We start from the raw sequence: 20,311 nt of genomic DNA, 5'->3' as shown, positions 1-20,311 counted from the left end.
GGTTTGGGCGGTTGCTGCTTCCTTCCAACCGGTTGGGCAGCGAACTTGCGTGCGAGTTCAGCAAGCCTTTCTCGAGCTTTCGCCTGGTCGGCCTGGCGTTCTGCCAGTGATTTTAATCGAGGCATTGCGACATCCGAACTATTTGTTGTTCTGTCGAGTCATTTCTTGAAACGAGTCCGAATGCTATGTTCACCGCCTCGTCCATCGACCTACGATTAACCGCGGCCTCTATGAGCGCCTGTGGGTCAGGCAGTACGAGCTGCTTGAGTTCAAACGCCGAAACGTTTGTGGCACCGGAGATGCATCTGAAGTAGCGGTCTACCGCACGCGCGCTTAGCAGCTTCGCGAGCTTCGTGGGAGGCAGCACCGGCTTCTCGTTCGCTGCCTCTATGATGACAATGTGGTTTTCACCAATGAACCCACCATAAGTATCGAAGACACCCGGCGATACCGCCGCCGCCACCAGCCGGCGAGGTTGGTCGTTAGATGTCACACGTTGCATGACCACGCAGGGCGAGGTAACAACCGACGTATGTTTCTTATTGCCCAAGTCCACGAAGCGATGCTCGCCGTCGTACGTAGGCTTATCCTCCAGCCGAACAATTCCACCAGAAACAATGTCTCGTGACCACATCAAGGGCATAGCGGTGTGCGCCTTTTCCCGACGGGCATCATTAAGTGACTCGAACTTAGGACGTTTGTCGCGGTTCCATACGTACGCGCCAATACGCACGCGGTAGCCATAGTCCGACAGGCGGAACCGAGATAGAGCAGCTCTCTTGAGAAGGACCACGTCCTCGACTGAGCGAGGAACGGGCCACACGGCACCTGCGTTGGGAAGGACGCATTCGCCTACATTCGTGTACTGGCCGGTAGATGAGACTACCGACACGTTTGCTTTCACATAGGTGCGGTCTTCTTCGACACGCCGACGCAACACGGTCAACGCGGTCTCTTGCTCGACGTCGATGAAGACACCCTGTCTGTCACTGACCATCCCAATATGTTTTACATCTGTATTGCGGAGAAGAAACTTGCGCAGGCGACCGAAGTACTGCCCTGACAGAAAGCTGGTCGGCGTAACTAGCGCGACATAGCCGCCGATACGCAGCAAGCGCACGCAGAGCGTTATAAAAAGGGCGTAAAGGTTCGGTTGCGCCTCGACCACGTCTACGTACGCAGAAAGCAACGGCGCCAATTCTTTGGCCGTCATCTTGCGGTATGGTGGATTGCAGACGATAACGTCGACAGTCCCGAGAATGGGGGTTAACTGCGTCAGCGAATTCCCCGAATGGACCCTGAATGAAGGAACGTAGCCGGTCTCTCGAATTTCCTCGTAAAGGGCCATGCATAGAAAGTGCTTGGACAATGCGCACAACGTCTCGTCCAAGTCGACGCCGTAGAGATGCTTCTCAATGTGCTTAAGCAACTTGAGGGGCGTGTATCCCCGGCTACGCAGCGCCGTTCGGATGCGCTGCGCAACCGGGGCGAGGAAAGCCGCACCTCCGCACGCCGGGTCCATGAAGGATTGACTCCCGAAGTCGACGCCCTGAGCCATCAGGTCATCCAATAGTCCGTCGGTAATCGATGCCGGCGTGAAGTACATCGCAAGCTGCTTCCGGAGGCCTTCGTCGGCCAGCATCGCGTAGGAGGAGCTGAGCCAATATGTTGCGTCCAGGAAGCTCATCTGATTGAGAGCCGCGACGAATACGTCCAGCTCTGCGTCAGCAGCAAGGGCCTTCGAATAAGGAAGAGATGGCTTGGGGAGCCTAGGAAACGCGGTTTTGCACCACATGCGCAGTACTGTGCCGACAAGCGTTGGCACATCGCTTTCGCGACGCCTAGCCGCCAAGCCGAGGCCTCTGATGCGCCGTTTGATGGACAGCTTCGACAAGGTTGCCATCAAGCCGTCTCCGGAAGTGGGCCTCCGGCGCTCGCTTCGTTGTCTACCGACGCTTCGCTCATTTCAACAATCCCCCGATGCATCCTCATTTAGATGCCCCGTCCACTTCTGCGGGGACCCTAAAGGCAATAACAGCAGTCGAACATATCGACAATGCTGCGCCTCTCGTGCAACTCTTTCCTTTCCGCTCGCACCAGCGTCGACCTAGAAGCGGGGAGCTGATTGTTGTCGGAAAGGATTTTACAGGAAAGGGGTTACTGGTCGCGAGGTGCTAATTAAATAGAAAGACCGCAGACTACTGTATCGGCTTGATGCCCGCAGCCGTCGCACAATTCACACGCCCCACTCTTGCATCTCGAAGGCAGTTCGGCTGTCTGCGCAAACCGAACTGTGACCGCTCGCCACCATCAGGTGTGCGTTGCTACTCACCGAAAACGCGCAGGAAGCCGGCTTGGAGTCGTTCGTACGACTCGGCGGAAAGCAATCGATTCTCGTCCAGTTGAATGACGGTCGAGTCTTTCTCTAGCGTTTGCATTGCCGCATGGCGTGTCGCACATACGAACAGCTGAGTGTCCTTCGTCGCACGGCGCTTGAGTTCTTCCGAAACGAGGCCATAATTCAGCGCGCCTTGGTCTTGCTGATTTGGCGTGTCGAGAATCAACGGTGCGAGTACCTCAGTCTTGAAGTGACGAATGAGACGATGCATTGTCAAGTGATAGGCCAATTGCATCCGAGAGCTGTCTGCTCCGCCACCTGAGACGGCCAGTTCTCTGTATCCAGTTGGCAGGGCCGTGCGTACATCGAAGGCCGGTGAGAGCCGAAGGGTGTCGCAAAGGCCGGCCAGCTCGCTCTGGTAGTAGGCGTTGATGCTCTCTTCTTTCCCGTCCTCAATGAGCTCACTCTGTGCTGCTCGCTGCTCAGCGAGAGTTTTCCTGTTGGCACGCAATCGTAATCTCGCGGTGGTGGTCACCTCCTCCGCGCGTCGTCGTACTGAATCGGTCCCCATGGTCTCGAGGATGCTCTTGACGGTCACGTCTTTGTCGAGACGCTTGAAGCGTCGGTTGAGCTTGGCTAGTTCTTCGCGGACGGCGTCGAGCCGCCTGAGTGTCGTTTCGATTGTCGCCTCGATTTTCGACTGCGTAGCCGTGAGCAACGCAACCTGCTGTTCGGCCTGTGCGCGGTCTTGCAAGAGCGACGCGCGCTCTAGAAGGGTGTTGTCATGCAATGTACCGCATAGAGGGCAGACGAGAACATCATCGCGCAGTTGGGTAGATGCGAAATCGTAGTCTTTCTCGATGTCATCCACGGCCGCTTGTGCAATTCCCCGCTGGACCTTGGTAATTTCGAGTTCTTCGTGCTTGGCACGTAGAACGGACAATGCACGCTGTTCACGCCGCTTAACGGCGACCATTGAATTCTGGATGTCTGCAATGGCCGAATCGAGTTCGGCGTCGGTCGTCGGAAGTTCTTCTGGAGGAGCGAGCAGCGTCAAGACCTCAACCGCGCGGCCATACTTTTCAATGAGCCCCTCGTCGGCGTCAATATGCTGAAGGCCCTTCGCTATCTCGGCACCTACCTCGAAATAGGATGCCGGATGATAGCCCACGTGGAAGTTGATAACGGGGCGTCGCCAGTCCTCATATTTGTGGATGACGAAACTTCCCCACGGCTCAGTCCATCCGCGTCGCTGGTCGACGTAGAAAGCGGAGAAATAGCAGGCAGGCGGCGGCACTTCATGAATCCACTTTTCTTTGCGGCGTGGTAACACCGCACCGAATTGGACGATGCTGGCGAATGCCTGCTCATAAGCATCGCTCGTACTGTGGTAGACCGTCCACGGCGCCTCGCCAACCTTGAGACGAATTTGGTTGCGATGACGTGCAGCAAGGTATGTGCGACCGTCAACCTCGAACTCCAGAATCGTTCTGGCATCGAAGGGGGTCCAGAGAGTGTCAAAATCAAAATCGCAGCCTAGAGTCCACAGCGGCAATCGCACCAGCGTAGACTTGCCGATGGAATTGTCATCACCTGTTATCAGATTTAAGCCGGGTTCGAATCGGAATCGTCCTGCGAGTTTTTGGGAAGTCGATTGAACGAACAGTTGCTTGAATATCAATGCGCTCATAGGCTTTGGTACGTAGCTTTCTGACGAGCAGTTTATAGTTCGGAAGGGCCATTTCAGGCTCGCAGGTATTCAATGATGTATGCGGCGACCAACGAGGTTTCGTCGACAAGGTGTTCACGCACGACATCCGGGGATGCCGCTACAAGGCTCGTCAACAGGTCAGTGGTCAGCCTTAGCGGGAAGTCGGCCTGCAAATGTTTTGACACCGCAGCTCGTACCTGCAGATGTGCGAGAGACCCGCCGTCAAGAGTATTCAGGACGTAAGTCCGAGCGGACTGCCGGAGTTTTCGCCGTTCTCTCGGTTCGTATTGGAGCTGAGCGGTTGCGTACTCAAAGTCCGAGAGGAGGTCGTCGACCGTGGCGGACGACGCAAATTGTTCGAACAGTGCGTCCACTCGTTGGCCAGTGAGGCCCTTGTTGCGGACAAGGCTTTCCCAGTCGGAATAGTCCCAGGTATGGACACCCTTCCGGCGGAGTTCGTCTTGCAGAACATGGTAAATGGCCTGGCAGTCTCCGCCTCCATTCGGGACCCGTTCACTGATAAGGTCGGCTATCAGCCCGATGACGGCTCTGCGATGTTGCAGCTCGGGAAGCTGTGGCTTATGGAAATGGAGCTTTTCCAGCTCGCAGTCAGTCCCGAGTTCTGCCGCGAGAGCTGCGCTTATCTCGTTCGCTGTCTCCTGGTGCAGCGCATCCCATGGGATTTCTTCGAGTTGAAAGCCTTTTTCTGCCAACTCAAGCTTGAAACCACCCGTTGCCACAAGCCGAACCTTGTCCACCCGGGCGGCAATTTTCTTGTCGCCCACGCTTGTGAACATTTTCCCAAGCACTGATGGCTTCTGCTTTATTCGTTTGACGAGCGATTTCTTGTTGAAGTTCGCGCTCGCACCGGCCTTAACTTGGCAGAACACGAATCTGGCATCGGCGGCGTCCAGAGAAGAGCTGAAGACGACGTCTTCGTGAAACTCGACGAATACGATGCTCACCTGATTGAGCTTGTGCTGCTCCAGGAACTCATAAAGCGCCCAGTCGTACTGGAAGTTGAAGCGGTCGAAGGTAGCAGCGCCGGCTTTCTCCCGCTGAGACACGTAGAGCGGGTTGCTCGCGGGCGTACCACTCGATGCCGCTGCCGTCCTGGTCAGGCGCGGTTTGGGGTCTCTCACGATAGTGTTCGGGCTCGATATTTGAACTGATTATAGCGACTGCGCACATGAGGCGAACTGTCTTCGTGCAACCGTACAGAAGCTCGTTGGTCCACCAGGACGTAACTGGGCTGCCGGGGGGTGCCCCTATGTTGTTCGTCAAGCGTTAGGGGCCGACTTGGGTTGGTAAATGGTTCCGTCGCGCAGCATGGCGAACAGGACGTCGCAGCGTCGCCGAGCCAGTGCGATGAGCGCTTGGTTGTGGCGCTTGCCTTGCTGGATCTTGCGCGAGTAATAGGCCCGTGAGACTGGGTCTCGTAAGGCCGCGAAGGCGGAGAGGAACAAGGCGCGCTTGAGCACCTTGTTGCCCCGTCTAGACGGGTGCTCGCCACGGATCGACGAGCCTGAGCGCCGGGTGACCGGCGCGAGGCCAGCGTAGGCCGCCAGATGAGCAGCCGAAGCGAAGGCTTTATGGGCGACTTCGGTCAGGAGTCTGGCGGCGGTCCTGACGCCGACTCCCGGCATGCTGGTCAGGACCGGCCAAAGAGGGTGAGCGAGCACCAGTCGCTCCACTTCGGCGGCGATCTCGTCGCGCTGCTTGCGCAAGGCGGCGAGTTGCTGGGCCAAGCGGGGCATGACGATGGTGGCAGCCTGCGTGCCGGGCACGATCACGGCTTGTTCGCTCAGAGCCTGAACGATCTCAGTCGCCAAGCTTTTACCCATACGGGGCGCGAGCTTGGTCAGACGGTTGGCGAGCGTCTTCTCGCTGGTGGCGGCAAGCGCGGCGGGCGACGGGTAGCGCTCAAGGAGATCGAGCACCGCTGGATGGTCGAGGCGCGGTCCGAGAACGCGCTCGAGCGCCGGATGGATCTGGGTGAGCAGGCCGCGAATGCGGTTGCTGGTTTGAGTGACCTGGGCGGCAAGATCATCGTCGAAGCCGCACAACATGGTGAGCTCGGCGAGCTGCTCGTCGGCCAATCGAAGCGAGCGCAGCGTATGCGGCATCGAGCGGGCGGATTCGGCAATGATCGCGGCATCGCGGGCGTCGGTCTTGGCTTCACCTGCATGCAGATCGGCGATGCGGCGCATGGCCAGTCCCGGCAGATAGGCGACGAGTATGCCTTCAGCGCGGGCGACGGCCACTGGAAGCGCTCCGATGGTGGAAGGCTGATCGACGACGAACAGGAGTCGACCGTGAGTCTTGAGTTCGGCGATGAGGGCGCGCAGCTTGGCCTCGTCGTTGGGTAGCGCCTTGTTGTACAGACGCTTGCCGTGCCGATCGAGTGCGACGGCGTGATGCTGACCTTTACCGACGTCGACGCCAATGAAGACATCGATGGCGTCATGTTGTTGGGTGTCTTGCATTGCAGTTTATGCAGAGTGAACGGGTTGGCCTGCAACAACGGTGGCAAGTCTCGGCATCCACGTTACGGACGGCGTCGGGATATCCCGGCCAAACCCCTATCAGCGATCACCAGCCACCCACCAGGCCCGGTGACAACACCCCCCGGATCATGACTGCGACTGGGGGCGGGAATCATACCGGGCCTGGCTGGCCAAAACCCCGATTATCGGGGCGTGAAGATAGTAACGGGGCTAGGTAACAATGCGACGTGCCCGTGGGCGGCGGACAGCAGTAAAATGCGGGGCCTGCGGGGGTTTCGCCGCGATTCCGCGCCAATATAGTTAAAAAATGACAAGAGAATTTAAGAGCTTGCGTCTCAACCGCGACAAGATTGTCCCGTGCCTCGAGACGTCTGGAGCGACCGAACTGAATGTACAGCGCGAAGCTAACGGCAACATGGCGCTGACGGGCTTGTGGGCGGGCACCAAATTTCGAGTAAATGTGTATCTGAAAGGCGATGGGACGACGACGCTGGGTCATGCGAGCGGTTGGGACCGTCCGGCCTTTGAGTCCGTCGCGTCGATTCTGGAAGCGGGATGCGCCTATGCGGCTCAACAGAAGTTTGAAGTTTCGGTGAAACTGTCGCGAGCCCAAGTTGACGAGTTGTCCGCGTTTTTTGTAGCCGAAGGCCAGGCGGAACGGATTGCGGACGAGGCGATAGCGCATGGCCAACGAATCCGCTGGCGCGGGAAGGATGGGGACACCCTTGCTATAACTGTCTTCAACACTGGTACAGTGCAATTCCAAGGCCGGAATCTGCACCTCGCTTCGCTCGTCTGGGACTACCTGACGAACGTGCTTTCGTTGGACACCGTACTGGAAAAGCAGATTGCTACCTATAAGGTTCCGGTATCGATTGACGAAATCAAGGATGAGCTGGCTGCGAAGTTGCCTGTGGCATTCCCGAGGCTGCATGAGGAGATTCGCAAGCAACTGAGCTGCGCATTGACGTGGTCTAAAGTAGACGTGGAGCTAGAGGACTACAGCAATGTTGCCTTCCCCGCCTTACGCGGACTTGAGGGGTTCTTGTATCAGGAAATTGCTCAATCTGGCCTTCATCCCGCAGAAAAAGGTAATTTTGGCGAATATTTTGACGTAAACGGCCAACTTTATTCCGTGCGGGAGCCATTTGCAGAGCAGCTTGGTGGCGAAAAGGGCGTGCTTCTTGCGCGAGCTTATGGGCTATACCATAAGCAGCGTCACGGTTTTGCTCACATGAGCGTTCTTCTGGTCGGCACCCGGACGCTCGCCTCGATGGCCGAGGCGACGGAGGTAATTAAGCAAGTGTTGAATGAGATAGAAAATTTCTATCAAAAGATTAGATGAAACAACCGTTCCTCGTAAGGTCGAAAGGTCCGAAAGGCCTCTCGGCGGTCGTGTTCTCCGTAGGGTTTCAGAACCCTATGGGGACGCTTACGCGCGTCGAAAGTGACTTGCGACGTAAGAGGGTACGTGGAACGGTGCTGTTTGATTTGCTGCTGGCTAACGGCACACGGTACAACCGCTTCTTCGTTGGCGAATTCGATGGGGACCATTTCGTGTCGAACGATTTCCGGAGCGCCGATGCTAGGCGTGCCGAGTTCGCCGACTTCTGCGCCTCTGTCTATCAGGAAGCAGTCGAGGACATCGATACGTCACTGCTCACACCCGCGATGCGATTCGCCCTGAGACGCGGCACTCCGCTCTGAACATCTGCGGTCCTTCGCGCCCCCTATCCGCTAAGCTCTAAAGTTAAGCGGGGTCACAACGACCGGCGATTAAGCTCTTGCTTACTTTCGCGACACTAACAGCAGTGGGGGGCGGGCGCCTGGCGCGTAAGCGCCTCGCGAAGGCCGTCCGCAATCCGGCGCGCACGTGAGGCATGATTGGTTATCGAGCGCTCATGTTGGCCCGCTGGCAATCAGCCCGTGGAGGCAGGTGGGCAAGACTTCCCTGGCAGCTTTTTTGCCACGTTCCAGGGTAGTAATTCGTCGATGCGGTTAATGGGGTGATCAGCGATATGGGTCAGCACGTATTCGAGGTAAGCGCGCGGGTTGATCCCGTTCAGCTTGCACGTGCCGATCAGGCTGTACATCGCCGCGGCCCGTTTCCCCCCACTGTCGGAGCCGGCGAACAAGAAGTTCTTTCGACCCAGACTCACACAGCGCAACGCGTTTTCGGCCAGGGCGTTGCTGATCTCGGCACGGCCCTCTTCGCAGTACAGCACGAGGGCATCCCACTGATTAAGCGAGTAATGGATCGCTTTGGCCAATTCGGATTTCTTCGACAGCGTCGCGAGTTTGTCCGTCATCCACGTCTTGATGGCCGCGAGCAGCGGGATGCTTTTCTCCTGGCGCACGCGCAGCCGCTGCGCGGCGGGTTTGCCGCGGATGTCGGCCTCGATCGCGTAAAGTGCACCGATCAGCTCGAGCACCTCCCGGGTCGCCTCGGCAGGCGTTCGGGCATGCACGTCGTATATGTACCGTCTCGCGTGGTCCCAGCATGCCGCCTCGCGAATCTTGCCGCTCTCGTACAGTTCGTTGAAGCCGCTGTAGGCGTCGGCTTGCAAGATACCCTTGAATCCGTCCAGGTGGGTCTGGGGATGAATGCCTTTGCGGTCCGGCGAGTAAGCAAACCACACTGCGGCCGGTTCGGTCGAGCCCGAACGAGTGTCATCGCGCACATACACCCACAGGCGCCCCGTCTTCGTCTTCTTCTTGCCCGGCTCGAGTACCGGGATAGGCGTGTCATCCGCGTGCAGCTTCGACGGCGCCACCGTGTAGCGGCGCAGTGCCTCGGTCAGCGCATCGCAAAGGGCCTCGCACTGGCCGACCCAGCGGCCCATGCTGGCCGGGTCGAGCTTCACGCCGTCGCGCGCGGCTATCTGCGACTGGCGGTACAACGGGGCGTGGTCGGCGTACTTCGAGACGAGGATGTCGGCCAGCAGGCTCGGATGGGCGATGCTGCGCGTAATCGGCAGGCCGGGCATCGCCGGCTGCGAGAAGTGGTGGCCGCACGGGCAAACCGTCTTGCGCCGGATCGTACGAATCACCTTGAACACCGCCGCGACGCGGGCGAGCTGCTCGGACACGTCTTCTCCGAGCGGCTGCATTGCGCTGCCGCACTTCGGACACGTTGCGTCAGCCTCCAGTACACGTTCTTCGCGTGGCAGATGCGGCGGCAGCGCTTCTTTCGGCGATGCGTCGCTCACAGGCGTGCTTGCGCTTGATTGGCGGGCGCGCCGCACATCGGCGACGCCACGCTCGCCCGTCAGGTCCTCGAGCGCTGTTTCTAGCCGTGCAACCTCGCGGTCCAACTGCTCGGACTTGCGTCCGAATTGCATGCGCCTAAGCTTGTCGAGCTGAGCCTTGAGTTGCTCGATCTCCAGATCGCGCTCGGCAAGCTGAGCACGAGCCTCGAGCAGCAATGCTCGCAGCGTTTCAACATCGTCAGGAAGTTCGGCGCCGTTCGACATGCGGCGCAGTTTACGAGCCTTCTGCTCGGTTTACAACATCGACAGTGCAGCGGTGCGACGCGGTTGCCGCCAATCGATGCCTTCGAGCAACATGGACAATTGCGCTGCCGTCAGATGAACCTTGCCGCCATCGGCCTGCGGCCAGACGAAACGACCACGCTCAAGCCGTTTCGCAAGAAGCCAGAGCCCGTCCTCGGTTGCCCACATGAGCTTCACGAGATCGCCGCGCCGGCCCCGGAAGATGAACACGTTGCCGCTGAGCGCATTGTCCTCGAGCGCCGTGTGCACCTTCGCCGCCAGCCCTTGGAATCCGCAGCGCATGTCGGTGACGCCGGCCACCAGCCAGACTCGGGTACCCGTGGGAAGAGAGATCACGATTGCATGCTCCCCAGTACAACACGTAGCGTGTCGGCGTCCACAATGCCGTCCACCTTGACGACCACCTCACCGAATCGAATCTCGATTGTCCCGGCTCGAGTAGTGCGGTTGCCCACTGCCCGAGCTTCCGAGGGCATGGTCACGCGCTGCGCCGGCGTTTCATCGACCACCGCCACCGGAATCAGCGACGTCGTTTGGGCCAGCAATTGCTCGCGATAGCGACGCCGCCACGTGAACAGCATGTTTGCATTGATGCCATTCTCGCGCGCCAGCTTTGCGACCGAAGCACCCGGCTCGCATGCCGCGGCCGCAAGACGGCGTCGAAACTCGCGATCATAGTTTGGGCGCCCCTTGCGGCTCCCGGGCTTGGCTTCCGGCTCTGTCACGGTGATGTCCATCAAATCGAAAATGATGGGCACCACTTTGATGTCGCTTCTCGCCCTCGTCTACGACGGTCGCCGTGAGGCGCTTACTCTTAGAGACGGTTTCAAAAAGGGCCCCTGGGGCTGTTAACTTTCGCGGCGAGCTGTTAACCTCAGGCATCGGAACAACCGAGACCGAGGAGATGGCCAAGCCGATCATCGACGACGAATTGTGGACACTGATCGAACCGCTGCTGCCGCGACCCAAGCCGCGGCGCGAGAAGAACCCAGGGCGCCTGCCGGTTTCGAATCGCGCTGCGTTGACTGGCATCCTGTTTGTCCTCAAGACCGGACTGCGCTGGCGCGACCTGCCTGCCGAGATGGGTTGCGGCTCGGGCGTGACATGTTGGCGACGGTTACGCGACTGGCAGGCCGCCGGCGTATGGGATCGCTTGCACGAGCTGCTTCTTGCGAAGCTGCGAGCAGCAGACCAGATCGACTTCTCTCGAGCTGCGATCGATTCATCCTCGATCCGTGCCGTTGGGGCGGGCCAAAAACTGGGCCAAACCCTACCGATCGTGCGCGACCCGGTTCCAAGCACCACATCGTCACCGACGCCAACGGCACCCCGCTCGCCGCGATCCTGACCGGCGCGAACGTCAACGACGTCACGCAGTTGCTGCCGCTGATCGACGCGATTCCGCCGATTCGTGGATTGCGTGGCCACCCATTGCAGAGACCGCGTGTGGTCTACGCCGATCGCGGTTACGACTCCGAGCGACATCGACGCGCGTTGCGCGATCGCGGTATCGAGCCCGTGATCGCCAAGCGCCGTACCGAACATGGCAGCGGCCTTGGCAAATATCGCTGGGTCGTCGAGCGCACGCATGCCTGGCTGCATCACTTCCGTCGCCTCCGTATTCGTTTCGAGCGCCGTGCTGACATTCACGGCGCGTTCCTCAAACTCGGTTGCTGCCTGATCTGCTGGAATACCCTCCGGCGCGCCCAGCAGCCTTTATGAAACCGTCTCTTAATGTGACGATGAGTAGTGCGCTCTGAATGCCGCTTCATAGGATGTGGTGCCTGGGGACGCGTGAGTCGGCGAGCTCGGCTTCGACTGAGCTAATGCGCTGAGTACGGGAGGGAAGGGAGGCGGGCAACTGTGACGCGAGAGCAAGAGTCTTTTCGCGCAGATAGCGCGCTACTGTAGCGACCATCTGCTCTCCGAAGGTGACGCCTCTCGTTGCGCTTCATATTTGCGCGAAAATGCATGAAAACCTGTCAAAACTGGCAGGATGGTTTCACTTTTCTTCTTCGTGCTACATTCCCCGCGAGATTTTCTCGTTGGGATTCAAGATGGGGTTTGCGTTCATCCGAGAGAGCGATACGACGACGCACGGAGGGCGAGTGCTCGCTTGCACGTCGACATTTATTGCTCACGGAAAAGCAATCGCCTTGCTTGGCGACATGGTGTTATGTCCGCGTTGCGATGGGATTTTCCCGATCGTGCGTGTGAAACAGCGGAACATGGCCCTTGGGGAACGTCCGGTGGCGACGGAAGGTGATAAAACCGCATGCGGCGCTACTCTGATCGCGTCCCAAGGTACCGCCACCGTTATGCCGACAGCGGGCGCGTTCTCAGGCGCTAGTGCACCCTCCGTTGGCGGTGGTGTTATACCGCTGCCTGTTGGTTCGATCCGAGGCGGTTTACAGCGTGGGCGGTTTCAAGCGATCGACGACGACACCGGTCGTCCCATTCCGAATCATCTGTACACCGTAACCGGGAGTGGCGGACAGATCATATCCGGTCGAACCGATGAGAACGGGTACACCGATTGGGTGGAAAGCGACGGATCGGCGACGTTGACGTTCGACTCCAATAGGTCCAAGACGGCATGACGGACTACGCGAAGGGAACGGGTTCCGGATCGACTGGTTCAGGCGAAGGTCGAACGAACATCGTGAGATTGCGCCGCAACGGACTCGATTCCGAAGATCGGCAAGCACTCTGCGCGGTCATTTGCCGATGCAATTCAATGCCAAGCGTTGGCGCCAGTGGTCAACAGTTGAAGCAGCAGTGCGTTAGCGGTCGGCTTAAGGCGGCGGACGCGATCAGCGATCACCGGAGCCCGTACAAGGCCGAGGTGAACTACGACATGTCGCGCGATCCGCCTGCCCCGATCATGGATTCCGGGGTCGTCACGAAGACGCACGACTACCTGCCGGGGTGGATTCAAAAGTACTGGCCGGGCGGCTTGGGCGGCTACACCCCAAGGGTAGGTAACATACGCCGCCCGGACGTCGTCATCGTCGACGATCCATTGTTGCCGCCCACGCAAGACAATCTCAAGTCGGTTGTGGAGATAAAATTCCCCGGCGATACGCTGACACGAACCCAGCGTGACGCATACGTGCAGATTGCTGGCGATTCCGCGAAGGTGTCGGTGATTGGCCCTGACGAGTGTGATTGCGACCGAGGCAAGACGGAGCAGCCGTCAGAACGGTCCGCAGTCTCGACATCTGGCGAGTCTTCCTTTGGGGCGGGCCTCGACGCGTATTTGCACAGCCCTCCGCCGCCTCCGATGCCTCCTCCTGTATTTGTACCTTGACGATGAACGACGACGAGATTCAAGCGTGGGTTGCTGACCCCAAGCGCGCCGGTACGTTGCCCTTTGCGGCATTCGAGCCGCGCTATCCCCATAAGGGCGTTGGCGCCGCGCTGGCGGTGCGCGGAGTACTGTATTTCAAGGGGGGGTACTCGGGAGCAGTTCGTCGCGAAATTGCGGCGTGTTTCGACCAGTACAATGAGGTGGCGAGCGGCGCTCTGCGCTGGTTTTTTCCGGAGGGGAGACGTGCGGTATCGATCGCCAATGCTCCTTCGTTAGCGGCGCTGGGCGCGAGCCTGAGCGAAGATCAGCCGTTCACGTTTGCGTTCACCAGTGGAGACAGCACGCGCGAAGCAAGCATGTACGGATTCGACGTGTTCTGTCTCGAGAAGTGGCAAGCGGTGCTGGGGACGCGAGGGCTCGACGTGCTGTCTTTCTCATTGCCCGTACCTGTCGTCAAGGCTGATCCTGATCTCTTGCCGAGGCTGTTTGCAGAATTCTCCCGGTGCCTCAACGCGATTCACGGACATGCCGGCTACGCGGTGAATTTGCCGCCTACGGCGCGCGAAGAGAACGAGAGCAGCGAGTATTTCATGTCGAATCGACTCGGTCCGGGCCTCGACGTGGGCGACCCTTTTTCAACCGAGGTCCGAAGCCTGATGGACAACATCAAGACTGTTGACTGGCTGACGCTGATCAGTGCTTCGATGGTCAACCGCGTTGGCGGCGTGAGCGCCCTGAAATCCGAGTTGCCGATGGATTGGTATCGGCTGACGCAGTGCTCGGAGGGCTTGCTCATCCGAGCCGGCGTTTTGCCTGCCGCAGGCGTGAATGCGGGGAGTGGCGACAAGCCAATTGGTCCGCCACCCGCGTATGTCGTATTGAATGCGGCGCTTCGCCACCTTATCCCCGATACCGTCTCCATTCTTCAACGTGGAACCGTGAACGGCGACGCTCCGGTTTTCAACTCGAAGACGAGCAGCAACGCGTGGCTTCGGCGCCTCGATGTTTCCAGCGACGAACTGTTGGCCGCGAAAGCGGCGGTCCTCGATACGCCGAGACTCTCTGATTCTTCGTCGTAACCCGTGCGAGCCCTGCGTGGCATGCATTTACTTGATCCGCTGTGGGTTCGCGATTATCATTTCACCGTGTCTAAAACAGCAGACACCCGGATTGGCGTCCGGAAATGCACAAGGCGGGCGACCGCCGAAAGGCGGTATTTTTTCGCCTGCACGTCATGTGCCGCTTATGGTCGGGCCTTGACGGGGGAGCCCTCGGGCTCGCCGGTTCCTTGTGCTCCGGTACGCCAACCTTGTCTTGTGCCCGGCCACCCCATTTGGCGTTGGGGCCCGGGTCACCCTACCCGCACAAGGAGCCCGCAACATGCAAGAAGTTGTCGCTCGTCCTGAGCTTTCGCAATCCCCTCTTGAGATTATTCGCGCGGCGATACGTGCCGCCGCAGTTGCGCCATCGGATCGAGCAGCCCTCGATGCGTGTGGTGACGCGCTGCGCCTTTTGGCAGCCATTGCCACAAGGGGCGGGAGGACTGATGCATAAGTCCTTCTCTAGCCCGCTCGATGCTGCAATGATCAACGTGGAGCGTCTGAGCGCGCTGGCTGGCCTGCTTGCGGTTGAAGGAGTTGCTTCCGAGTTTGCCAACTTATCGCCACTCGCGCAGGTGGCGCTTTTCGGCACATTCGAGTCCGGTTTGAGCGAGGTTCGTACCGCGCTGCTGCAGGTGGTGGGCTACGGGGGGGGCACGGGCACGCCGTTACAAACTTGACTTGTGGATGCGTGCGCTTACCCGATGTTTGGTATGGCCGCACGCATTCAGACCGTCGTAAGTGTTGTCTATCGTGTCGCGGGTGCTTACTGAACTAAGCCGTGCGATTGTTTGGCTCGCTCAGGCATGCTCCGTGGCGTTACAATCGGTCCGGCATGAGCGCGGAGGGTCACCTTGGATAGTCTCACTCCTGCGGAGCGTAGCGAGCGCATGTCGCGCATCAAGGGCAAGGACACCAAGCCGGAGCTGATTGTCCGGAGCCTGATTCATCGCATGGGTTATCGTTACCGGCTGCATCGAAAGGGGTTGCCGGGACGGCCAGATCTAGTGTTCGCCAAGCGACGCAAGGCGATATTCATTCACGGGTGCTTTTGGCATCGACACGAAGGGTGCCACTTGGCGCGCCTGCCGAAATCGCGGCTAGATTTCTGGCTACCGAAGCTTGAGGCGAACGCGGCAAGGGATAAGGAAGTTGAGCAACGGCTCGCCGAGCTCGGCTGGAAAGTTTTGACGATATGGGAATGCGAAGTAAAGGAAGAGGAAGCCCTGACCTCCCGCATCAGGGCCTTCTTGGACGACACGGAGTGAAACGATGAAGGCAGTAGAGCTATATGCGGGCGCGGGTGGCCTAGCGATGGGGGTCAGCCTCGCCGGTTTCCAGTCTCTGGCGGTGGTTGAATGGGACCGGTGGGCCTGCGACACGATTCGTGAAAACCAACGGCGCGGTTTTCCCTTGGTGGCGAATTGGCCGCTCTACGAGGGGGATGTTCGCAAGTTTGATTGGTCCCGCCTCGAAGGGGAGGAGGTTGATCTATTGGCGGGTGGCCCGCCGTGCCAGCCATTCTCGATGGGCGGCAAGCATCAGGCTCACGACGATACGCGGGACATGTTTCCGGCGACGGTCGATATTGTTCGGAAGCTGCGCCCGAAGGCCTTCATCGTGGAAAACGTCAAGGGGCTAACGCGCTCGACGTTCGCCAATTACTATCAATACATCTTGTTGCAACTGGAGTTTCCGGAGGTTCCGGCGCGCCGCAACGAGGAGTGGTTTGACCATCTCTTGCGTTTGCAGGCCGAGCGCACTAGCGGCCGCCAAAAAGGTGGGAAGTTGACCTACAACGTGGTCCCCACGCTGGTGAATGCAGCGGACTATGGTGTTCCGCAAAAGCGAGAACGTGTATTCATAGTAGGCTTTCGGACTGACCTTGATGTTGATTGGAGCTTTCCCCGCCCTACGCACAGCTACGACAGTCTGCTGCGTGATCAGTGGGTCACGGGTGAGTATTGGGAGCGCCATCAAGTGTCGCGTCGTGCAAGACCGACAATGCCTGCGTTGTTGGCGAACCGTGTTCGACGCATCGCGAATTCGCTTCCGCTTGCGGATGAATTGCCCTGGCGAACCGTGCGCGACGCGCTGGCCGGCTTACCAAGCCCGCTTGCGCGGACGGCTAGCCAGTACGCGGATCACCGTTTCCAGCCGGGAGCGCGAGTTTATCCTGGCCACACCGGCAGCCCGCTCGACTTGCCTGGAAAAACCCTCAAGGCTGGAGATCATGGGGTGCCGGGTGGCGAGAACATGCTTGTCAACACGGATGGTTCGGTTCGCTATTTTTCGATTCGCGAGTCGGCACGCATGCAAACCTTCCCGGACGGCTTCAAGTTCCATGGTTCGTGGACGGAAACGATGCGCCAGCTAGGTAATGCTGTCCCGGTTGCGCTTGGGCATGTTGTGGCGCGCAGCGTCGCGGAGCGATTGGCTACCGTTCAGCTTGAACAATTGGCGCGGCAACGCGTGGTTGCGCGAGGGGCGGCATGACGGATTCGACTGGAAACATCATCCCCTTCAACCCGCTTGATAAGAAGAATCTTGGTGCGAGTGTTGCTGAGGCGATGCTCGAGCAAAAGCCGCAACCTCTTGGTGAGTTGAAGCAATTCTTTGGTGTTGGCATTTATGCCATTTACTACGTTGGCGACTTCGAGGCTTACGCACCCCTAGCCAAACGAAATCGAAATGAGGCATTCCAGGCGCCGATATACGTAGGAAAGGCAGTGCCGAGAGGGGCTCGCAAGGGCGGTGGTGTTGGAGAAGTCCGGAGCAAAGCCCTATACGATCGCCTTCGAGAGCATGCGGAAAGTGTGCAGCTCGCCACCAATCTGGACATCAAGGATTTCCTTTGCCGTTTCTTGGTGGTCGATGACATTTGGATTCCGTTGGGCGAGTCACTGCTAATCGCGAAGTTTGCTCCGCTGTGGAACGCTTCGATTGATGGCTTTGGCAATCACGATCCGGGTAGCGGTCGATACAATGGGATGCGGCCTCGATGGGATGTTTTGCATCCGGGGCGTGCTTGGGCTGAAAAATGCAGAGCACGAGAAGAGACGCGAGAGCAGGTTATTCGCGACGTTCATAATTACTTCGCCACGTTCTCATTCCCCGCATCGCATCATCTTTTGGGGCCTGATCAACAGCCCTAAACAGTAAAATCAAGGAACGCGCTCGGGCGCGTTCCTTCCGAGAGCCGCTACGGTTGGGGAGTGCGATCCATGAATGCCCCAAAGGTGTAGGGTGGCGATGTGACGAGTTACGCGCGGCGGCAGCCAGTTGAAAGTGCGCCGGCGCCGACGAGGTCCTGCGGATGACTTATGCTGGGGGAGCAGGCATCTGTGATCATCTGTTCCGCGAACTGGTGAAGGAATCGTTGGCTGACCCGCGCCCGAATGTTCCACACGCGCGGGTGCAGGATGAGATGGCTGAGAAAAAGGCTGCGTTGCGCAAGCAATTGGCATCTACGCTGAAGTAGGCTTGAAGAACTCGCTACATACGTCTTTATATCTCGGCGATCTTCAGATTTGGCCGACGAAGCGACATGCTGATATAGGTCGAAACGCGCCGCGAGAATAGATGTATCAGGTGAAGTGTCGTTCTTTTGAGCCAATGAACCGCAATTGCGCGTGTTGCCTGCTCTCCGAAGGCAGGGGTTGCTGGTTCGATCCCAGCCGGGCGCGCCAAGCCAGATAAGCCTCTCCGCGATTTTCCCCCTGTGGAGTTAATCAATTAATGTCGTTTTCGACACGAATTGGTTGTTTTTCCATAGATATCAGTCCATAGCTGGACGGTTTTCCTGTCGTCGTCTCCGACGGCCTCCGCTCTTACGGCCACCCGCCCCGCTGCGCGCATCGACGCCTGCAAGGCAACGCACTCGCTCGAGGAAGATGCCGGCTTGCTTGTACCGAAAGCTCAAACCGGTCCTTTCGAAAACGTCCTGCTGTACTCGACGTCTTACGGGCTTTTCTCGTTTCGCGACAATAGCGTCGAACGATTTCCGAAACTCATGGAACTTTAAATCTTCCAATTCCCTTGCGGTGCGGCGCACACGCTCCTGCCCGGCATCCACGAGTTGCTGGTTCAGCGTGGGCGAGAGCGAACGCAGAAATTTGGTCGAGACGTCCAATAGGTCTGCGGCCTCGCGCGCGGAAGACGCTCGCCCTGATTCGACTATCTGCTCAAACTCCTGCCGAAGTTCATTCCGCGGCCGGCGAGCCCCTTTCCGTTTGCGGACGCAAAGCTGAGTCGGCCGAGCCGGAGCCGGGCGTTTGAACAGCATCACCTTGTTCCCGAGAATCACGTCCGAGATAGCGGCGCCACAACAGAACGCAATGAGCGCCAGACGCGGGAGGCTCGGGCGCGTTTTTCCCGATGTCCACTCGTGAAGCGCTCCTTTGCTTACGCCGAGATGCTGGGCGAAATGGGAGAGGTTGCCAGCGAAGAGCACCTCGGTTGCATAACGGAGGAAGTTCGTCGGCGCACCGACGTCGTGAAATTCATGTGGGTGATGATGCAGGTCGTCGACTAAATCGGCGACGAGCCGTGCGAACTGGACGTCCTCCTCATTCGCTGGCTTTCCAACGTCGCTCGCGAGACTGCGTCCGTTGACTCTTGAGATTCCGGGCAGCCAGAAACTGCTCGCATTGGCGCGCTTTCCTTGTCTGTGGAGCCAGGGTAATCCTCCCGTCCAGTAGGTGGGATCAGAAGTAGAATTTCCAGCAAAGGGAGTTCTACGCAATGAAGAAGTCGAAGTTCACGGATAGCCAGATCATGGATGCGCTCAAGCGCGCGGAGGCTGGCGTGGCGGTGCCGGAGATTTGCCGGGAGCTGGGTGTCAGCACGGCGACGTTCTACAACTGGCGCAGCAAGTACGGCGGGATGGACGTGTCGCTGATGGCCCGGATGAAGGAGCTGGAAGCGGAAAACGCGCGACTGCGCAAGATGTACGTGGAAGAGAAGATCAAGGCGGAGATCGTCGCAGAGGCGCTGGCAAAAAAAGACTGAGGCCATCTACCCGCCGCGAGATGGCCAGAGAAGCAGTAGCGAGCCGGGGCGTGTCGATCCGGCTCGCATGCGAGGCATTTGGCGTAAGCCGGACGTGCTACCGCTACGAGCGGCAGCGCAATGCAGGGAACGAGCAGATTGCCGACTGGCTGCTACGGCTGACCGACAATCATCGCAACTGGGGCTTTGGGCTGTGTTTCCTGTACCTGCGCAACGTGAAGGGCTTCGGCTGGAACCATAAGCGCGTGTACCGGATTTACCGAGAACTGGAGCTGAACCTGCGCATCAAGCCTCGTAAGCGGCTTGTACGGCAGGCGCCGGAGCCGCTGATCGTGCCGGCGTCGGTGAATGCGGTGTGGTCGATGGACTTCATGCACGACCAGTTGAAGGACGGCCGCAGTATCCGACTGTTCAACGTGATCGACGACTTCAACCGCGAAGCATTGGGCATCGAGATCGACTTCTCGTTGCCCTCGGCGCGCGTCATCCGGGCTCTGGAGCAGATCATCGGCTGGCGAGGAAAACCGATGGCGATACGGTGCGATAACGGTCCCGAGTACTTAAGCGAGGCAATCACGCAATGGGCAGCCAGGCATGGCATCGCGTTGAACTACATTCAGCCGGGCAAGCCGCAGCAAAATGCCTATGTGGAGCGATTCAACCGGACGGTGCGCTATGAGTGGCTGTCGCAGTACTACTGGGACAACCTTGCGCACGTGCAGAGCTTCGCGACCGAATGGATGTGGCAATACAATCACGAGCGCCCTAACATGGGCCTTGGCGGCATGACGCCGAAACAGCGGCTCATGGCCGCGGCATAGTC

General features: G+C 58.8%; 20 protein-coding genes. 12 read left to right on the top strand and 8 right to left on the bottom strand.

The window, feature by feature from the left end:
• Window positions 1-112 precede the first annotated feature (112 nt).
• The 4 genes from WT60_RS01155 to WT60_RS01140 all read right to left on the bottom strand — a co-directional run bounded on the left by WT60_RS01155 (window position 113) and on the right by WT60_RS01140 (window position 6,535).
• Window positions 113-1,903, bottom strand: coding sequence for an N-6 DNA methylase (locus WT60_RS01155; RefSeq protein WP_236860848.1), 1,791 nt, complete (start codon window positions 1,901-1,903; stop codon window positions 113-115).
• A gap of 421 nt (window positions 1,904-2,324) precedes the next feature.
• Complete coding sequence (locus WT60_RS01150; RefSeq protein ID WP_060356678.1) at window positions 2,325-4,028, bottom strand: hypothetical protein; 1,704 nt, start codon at window positions 4,026-4,028, stop codon at window positions 2,325-2,327.
• 53 nt (window positions 4,029-4,081) lie between these two features.
• Window positions 4,082-5,191 (bottom strand): dsDNA nuclease domain-containing protein, encoded by a 1,110-nt coding sequence (locus tag WT60_RS01145; RefSeq protein ID WP_060356679.1) that lies wholly within the window; start codon window positions 5,189-5,191, stop codon window positions 4,082-4,084.
• A gap of 138 nt (window positions 5,192-5,329) precedes the next feature.
• Entirely contained in the window at window positions 5,330-6,535 is a 1,206-nt protein-coding gene (locus tag WT60_RS01140) for an IS110 family transposase (RefSeq protein WP_038744735.1), read from the bottom strand.
• A 328-nt stretch (window positions 6,536-6,863) separates the two neighbouring features.
• On the opposite strand from WT60_RS01140, the gene WT60_RS01135 reads away from it, so the two are divergent.
• Together WT60_RS01135 and WT60_RS01130 are read left to right on the top strand one after the other, a co-directional pair.
• Window positions 6,864-7,901, top strand: coding sequence for an RNase LS family HEPN domain-containing protein (locus WT60_RS01135; protein WP_060355878.1), 1,038 nt, complete (start codon window positions 6,864-6,866; stop codon window positions 7,899-7,901).
• Window positions 7,898-8,263, top strand: a complete 366-nt coding sequence (locus tag WT60_RS01130; RefSeq protein ID WP_060355877.1) for a type II toxin-antitoxin system RnlB family antitoxin — start codon at window positions 7,898-7,900, stop codon at window positions 8,261-8,263. Before WT60_RS01135 ends, WT60_RS01130 begins: the two co-directional genes overlap by 4 nt.
• Window positions 8,264-8,475: 212 nt before the next feature.
• On the opposite strand, the gene WT60_RS01125 is transcribed toward WT60_RS01130, so the two are convergent.
• The 3 genes from WT60_RS01125 to WT60_RS01115 are packed head-to-tail and all read right to left on the bottom strand — an operon-like array spanning window position 8,476 to window position 10,829.
• Window positions 8,476-10,029 carry an IS66 family transposase gene (locus WT60_RS01125; protein ID WP_059584212.1) on the bottom strand — a complete coding sequence of 518 codons (1,554 nt, stop codon included), beginning with the start codon at window positions 10,027-10,029 and terminating at the stop codon, window positions 8,476-8,478.
• Window positions 10,030-10,059: 30 nt separating this feature from the next.
• Window positions 10,060-10,368 carry an IS66 family insertion sequence element accessory protein TnpB gene (gene tnpB, locus WT60_RS01120; RefSeq protein ID WP_348982041.1) on the bottom strand — a complete coding sequence of 103 codons (309 nt, stop codon included), beginning with the start codon at window positions 10,366-10,368 and terminating at the stop codon, window positions 10,060-10,062.
• Window positions 10,369-10,400: 32 nt separating this feature from the next.
• Window positions 10,401-10,829: a transposase gene (locus WT60_RS01115; protein ID WP_231752061.1), complete on the bottom strand. Its 429-nt coding sequence runs from the start codon at window positions 10,827-10,829 to the stop codon at window positions 10,401-10,403.
• Between the two features lie 143 nt (window positions 10,830-10,972).
• Between WT60_RS01115 and WT60_RS01110 the strand changes: the two genes are divergently transcribed.
• From WT60_RS01110 to WT60_RS34260, 9 genes are all read left to right on the top strand, one after another.
• Window positions 10,973-11,790 (top strand): IS5 family transposase gene (locus WT60_RS01110; RefSeq protein WP_100185225.1). Its coding sequence is split into 2 segments (ribosomal slippage): window positions 10,973-11,321 and window positions 11,321-11,790, totalling 819 coding nucleotides; the frame shifts between segments, so codons are not numbered across the junction.
• 335 nt (window positions 11,791-12,125) lie between these two features.
• Entirely contained in the window at window positions 12,126-12,668 is a 543-nt protein-coding gene (locus WT60_RS01105; protein WP_082759332.1) for a PAAR domain-containing protein, read from the top strand.
• Window positions 12,665-13,378, top strand: a complete 714-nt coding sequence (locus tag WT60_RS34900) for a VRR-NUC domain-containing protein (RefSeq protein ID WP_198170015.1) — start codon at window positions 12,665-12,667, stop codon at window positions 13,376-13,378. The genes WT60_RS01105 and WT60_RS34900 overlap by 4 nt, the downstream gene beginning before the upstream one ends.
• Before the next feature lie 2 nt (window positions 13,379-13,380).
• Complete coding sequence (locus WT60_RS01095; protein WP_060355680.1) at window positions 13,381-14,457, top strand: type VI immunity family protein; 1,077 nt, start codon at window positions 13,381-13,383, stop codon at window positions 14,455-14,457.
• Window positions 14,458-14,768: 311 nt separating this feature from the next.
• Window positions 14,769-15,158 (top strand): hypothetical protein, encoded by a 390-nt coding sequence (locus WT60_RS35005; RefSeq protein WP_226383086.1) that lies wholly within the window; start codon window positions 14,769-14,771, stop codon window positions 15,156-15,158.
• Window positions 15,159-15,332: 174 nt separating this feature from the next.
• Entirely contained in the window at window positions 15,333-15,746 is a 414-nt protein-coding gene (locus WT60_RS01085) for a very short patch repair endonuclease (protein WP_082745137.1), read from the top strand.
• Window positions 15,747-15,750: 4 nt separating this feature from the next.
• Window positions 15,751-16,974, top strand: coding sequence for a DNA cytosine methyltransferase (locus WT60_RS01080; protein WP_060355681.1), 1,224 nt, complete (start codon window positions 15,751-15,753; stop codon window positions 16,972-16,974).
• Window positions 16,971-17,633 carry an Eco29kI family restriction endonuclease gene (locus WT60_RS01075; protein WP_082745138.1) on the top strand — a complete coding sequence of 221 codons (663 nt, stop codon included), beginning with the start codon at window positions 16,971-16,973 and terminating at the stop codon, window positions 17,631-17,633. Before WT60_RS01080 ends, WT60_RS01075 begins: the two co-directional genes overlap by 4 nt.
• Window positions 17,634-17,794: 161 nt before the next feature.
• The gene (locus tag WT60_RS34260; protein WP_157130940.1) at window positions 17,795-17,959 is read left to right on the top strand and encodes a hypothetical protein; all 165 of its coding nucleotides are present in this window, start codon (window positions 17,795-17,797) and stop codon (window positions 17,957-17,959) included.
• A 297-nt stretch (window positions 17,960-18,256) separates the two neighbouring features.
• Here the strand turns inward: WT60_RS34260 and WT60_RS01070 are convergent, their stop codons facing one another.
• Window positions 18,257-19,222 carry a helix-turn-helix transcriptional regulator gene (locus tag WT60_RS01070; RefSeq protein WP_236860847.1) on the bottom strand — a complete coding sequence of 322 codons (966 nt, stop codon included), beginning with the start codon at window positions 19,220-19,222 and terminating at the stop codon, window positions 18,257-18,259.
• Here WT60_RS01070 and WT60_RS01065 point away from each other — a divergent pair.
• Window positions 19,222-20,309, top strand: a protein-coding gene (locus WT60_RS01065; RefSeq protein WP_100185219.1) for an IS3 family transposase whose coding sequence is annotated in 2 segments (ribosomal slippage) — window positions 19,222-19,483 and window positions 19,483-20,309 — 1,089 coding nt in all. Because the reading frame shifts where the segments join, the coding sequence is not laid out codon by codon here. The genes WT60_RS01070 and WT60_RS01065 overlap by 1 nt on opposite strands.
• The last annotated feature ends 2 nt before the right edge of the window (window positions 20,310-20,311 follow it).

The organism is Burkholderia sp. MSMB617WGS, from assembly GCF_001532025.2.
Taxonomy (GTDB): domain Bacteria; phylum Pseudomonadota; class Gammaproteobacteria; order Burkholderiales; family Burkholderiaceae; genus Burkholderia; species Burkholderia savannae.
Note: the sequence above shows the minus strand (reverse complement) of the source record. Positions and strands in the feature narration are given on the sequence as shown.

Bases quoted from the DNA above. Each gene is read 5' to 3' on its own strand.
- WT60_RS01155 (WP_236860848.1), bottom strand. From the start codon at position 1,903: ATGGCAACCTTGTCGAAGCTGTCCATCAAACGGCGCATCAGAGGCCTC.
- WT60_RS01080 (WP_060355681.1), top strand. From the start codon at position 15,751: ATGAAGGCAGTAGAGCTATATGCGGGCGCGGGTGGCCTAGCGATGGGG.
- WT60_RS01150 (WP_060356678.1), bottom strand. From the start codon at position 4,028: ATGAGCGCATTGATATTCAAGCAACTGTTCGTTCAATCGACTTCCCAA.
- WT60_RS01140 (WP_038744735.1), bottom strand. From the start codon at position 6,535: ATGCAAGACACCCAACAACATGACGCCATCGATGTCTTCATTGGCGTC.
- WT60_RS01075 (WP_082745138.1), top strand. From the start codon at position 16,971: ATGACGGATTCGACTGGAAACATCATCCCCTTCAACCCGCTTGATAAG.
- WT60_RS01105 (WP_082759332.1), top strand. From the start codon at position 12,126: ATGGGGTTTGCGTTCATCCGAGAGAGCGATACGACGACGCACGGAGGG.
- WT60_RS01130 (WP_060355877.1), top strand. From the start codon at position 7,898: ATGAAACAACCGTTCCTCGTAAGGTCGAAAGGTCCGAAAGGCCTCTCG.
- WT60_RS34900 (WP_198170015.1), top strand. From the start codon at position 12,665: ATGACGGACTACGCGAAGGGAACGGGTTCCGGATCGACTGGTTCAGGC.
- WT60_RS01095 (WP_060355680.1), top strand. From the start codon at position 13,381: ATGAACGACGACGAGATTCAAGCGTGGGTTGCTGACCCCAAGCGCGCC.
- WT60_RS01125 (WP_059584212.1), bottom strand. From the start codon at position 10,029: ATGTCGAACGGCGCCGAACTTCCTGACGATGTTGAAACGCTGCGAGCA.
- WT60_RS01135 (WP_060355878.1), top strand. From the start codon at position 6,864: ATGACAAGAGAATTTAAGAGCTTGCGTCTCAACCGCGACAAGATTGTC.
- WT60_RS34260 (WP_157130940.1), top strand. From the start codon at position 17,795: ATGACTTATGCTGGGGGAGCAGGCATCTGTGATCATCTGTTCCGCGAA.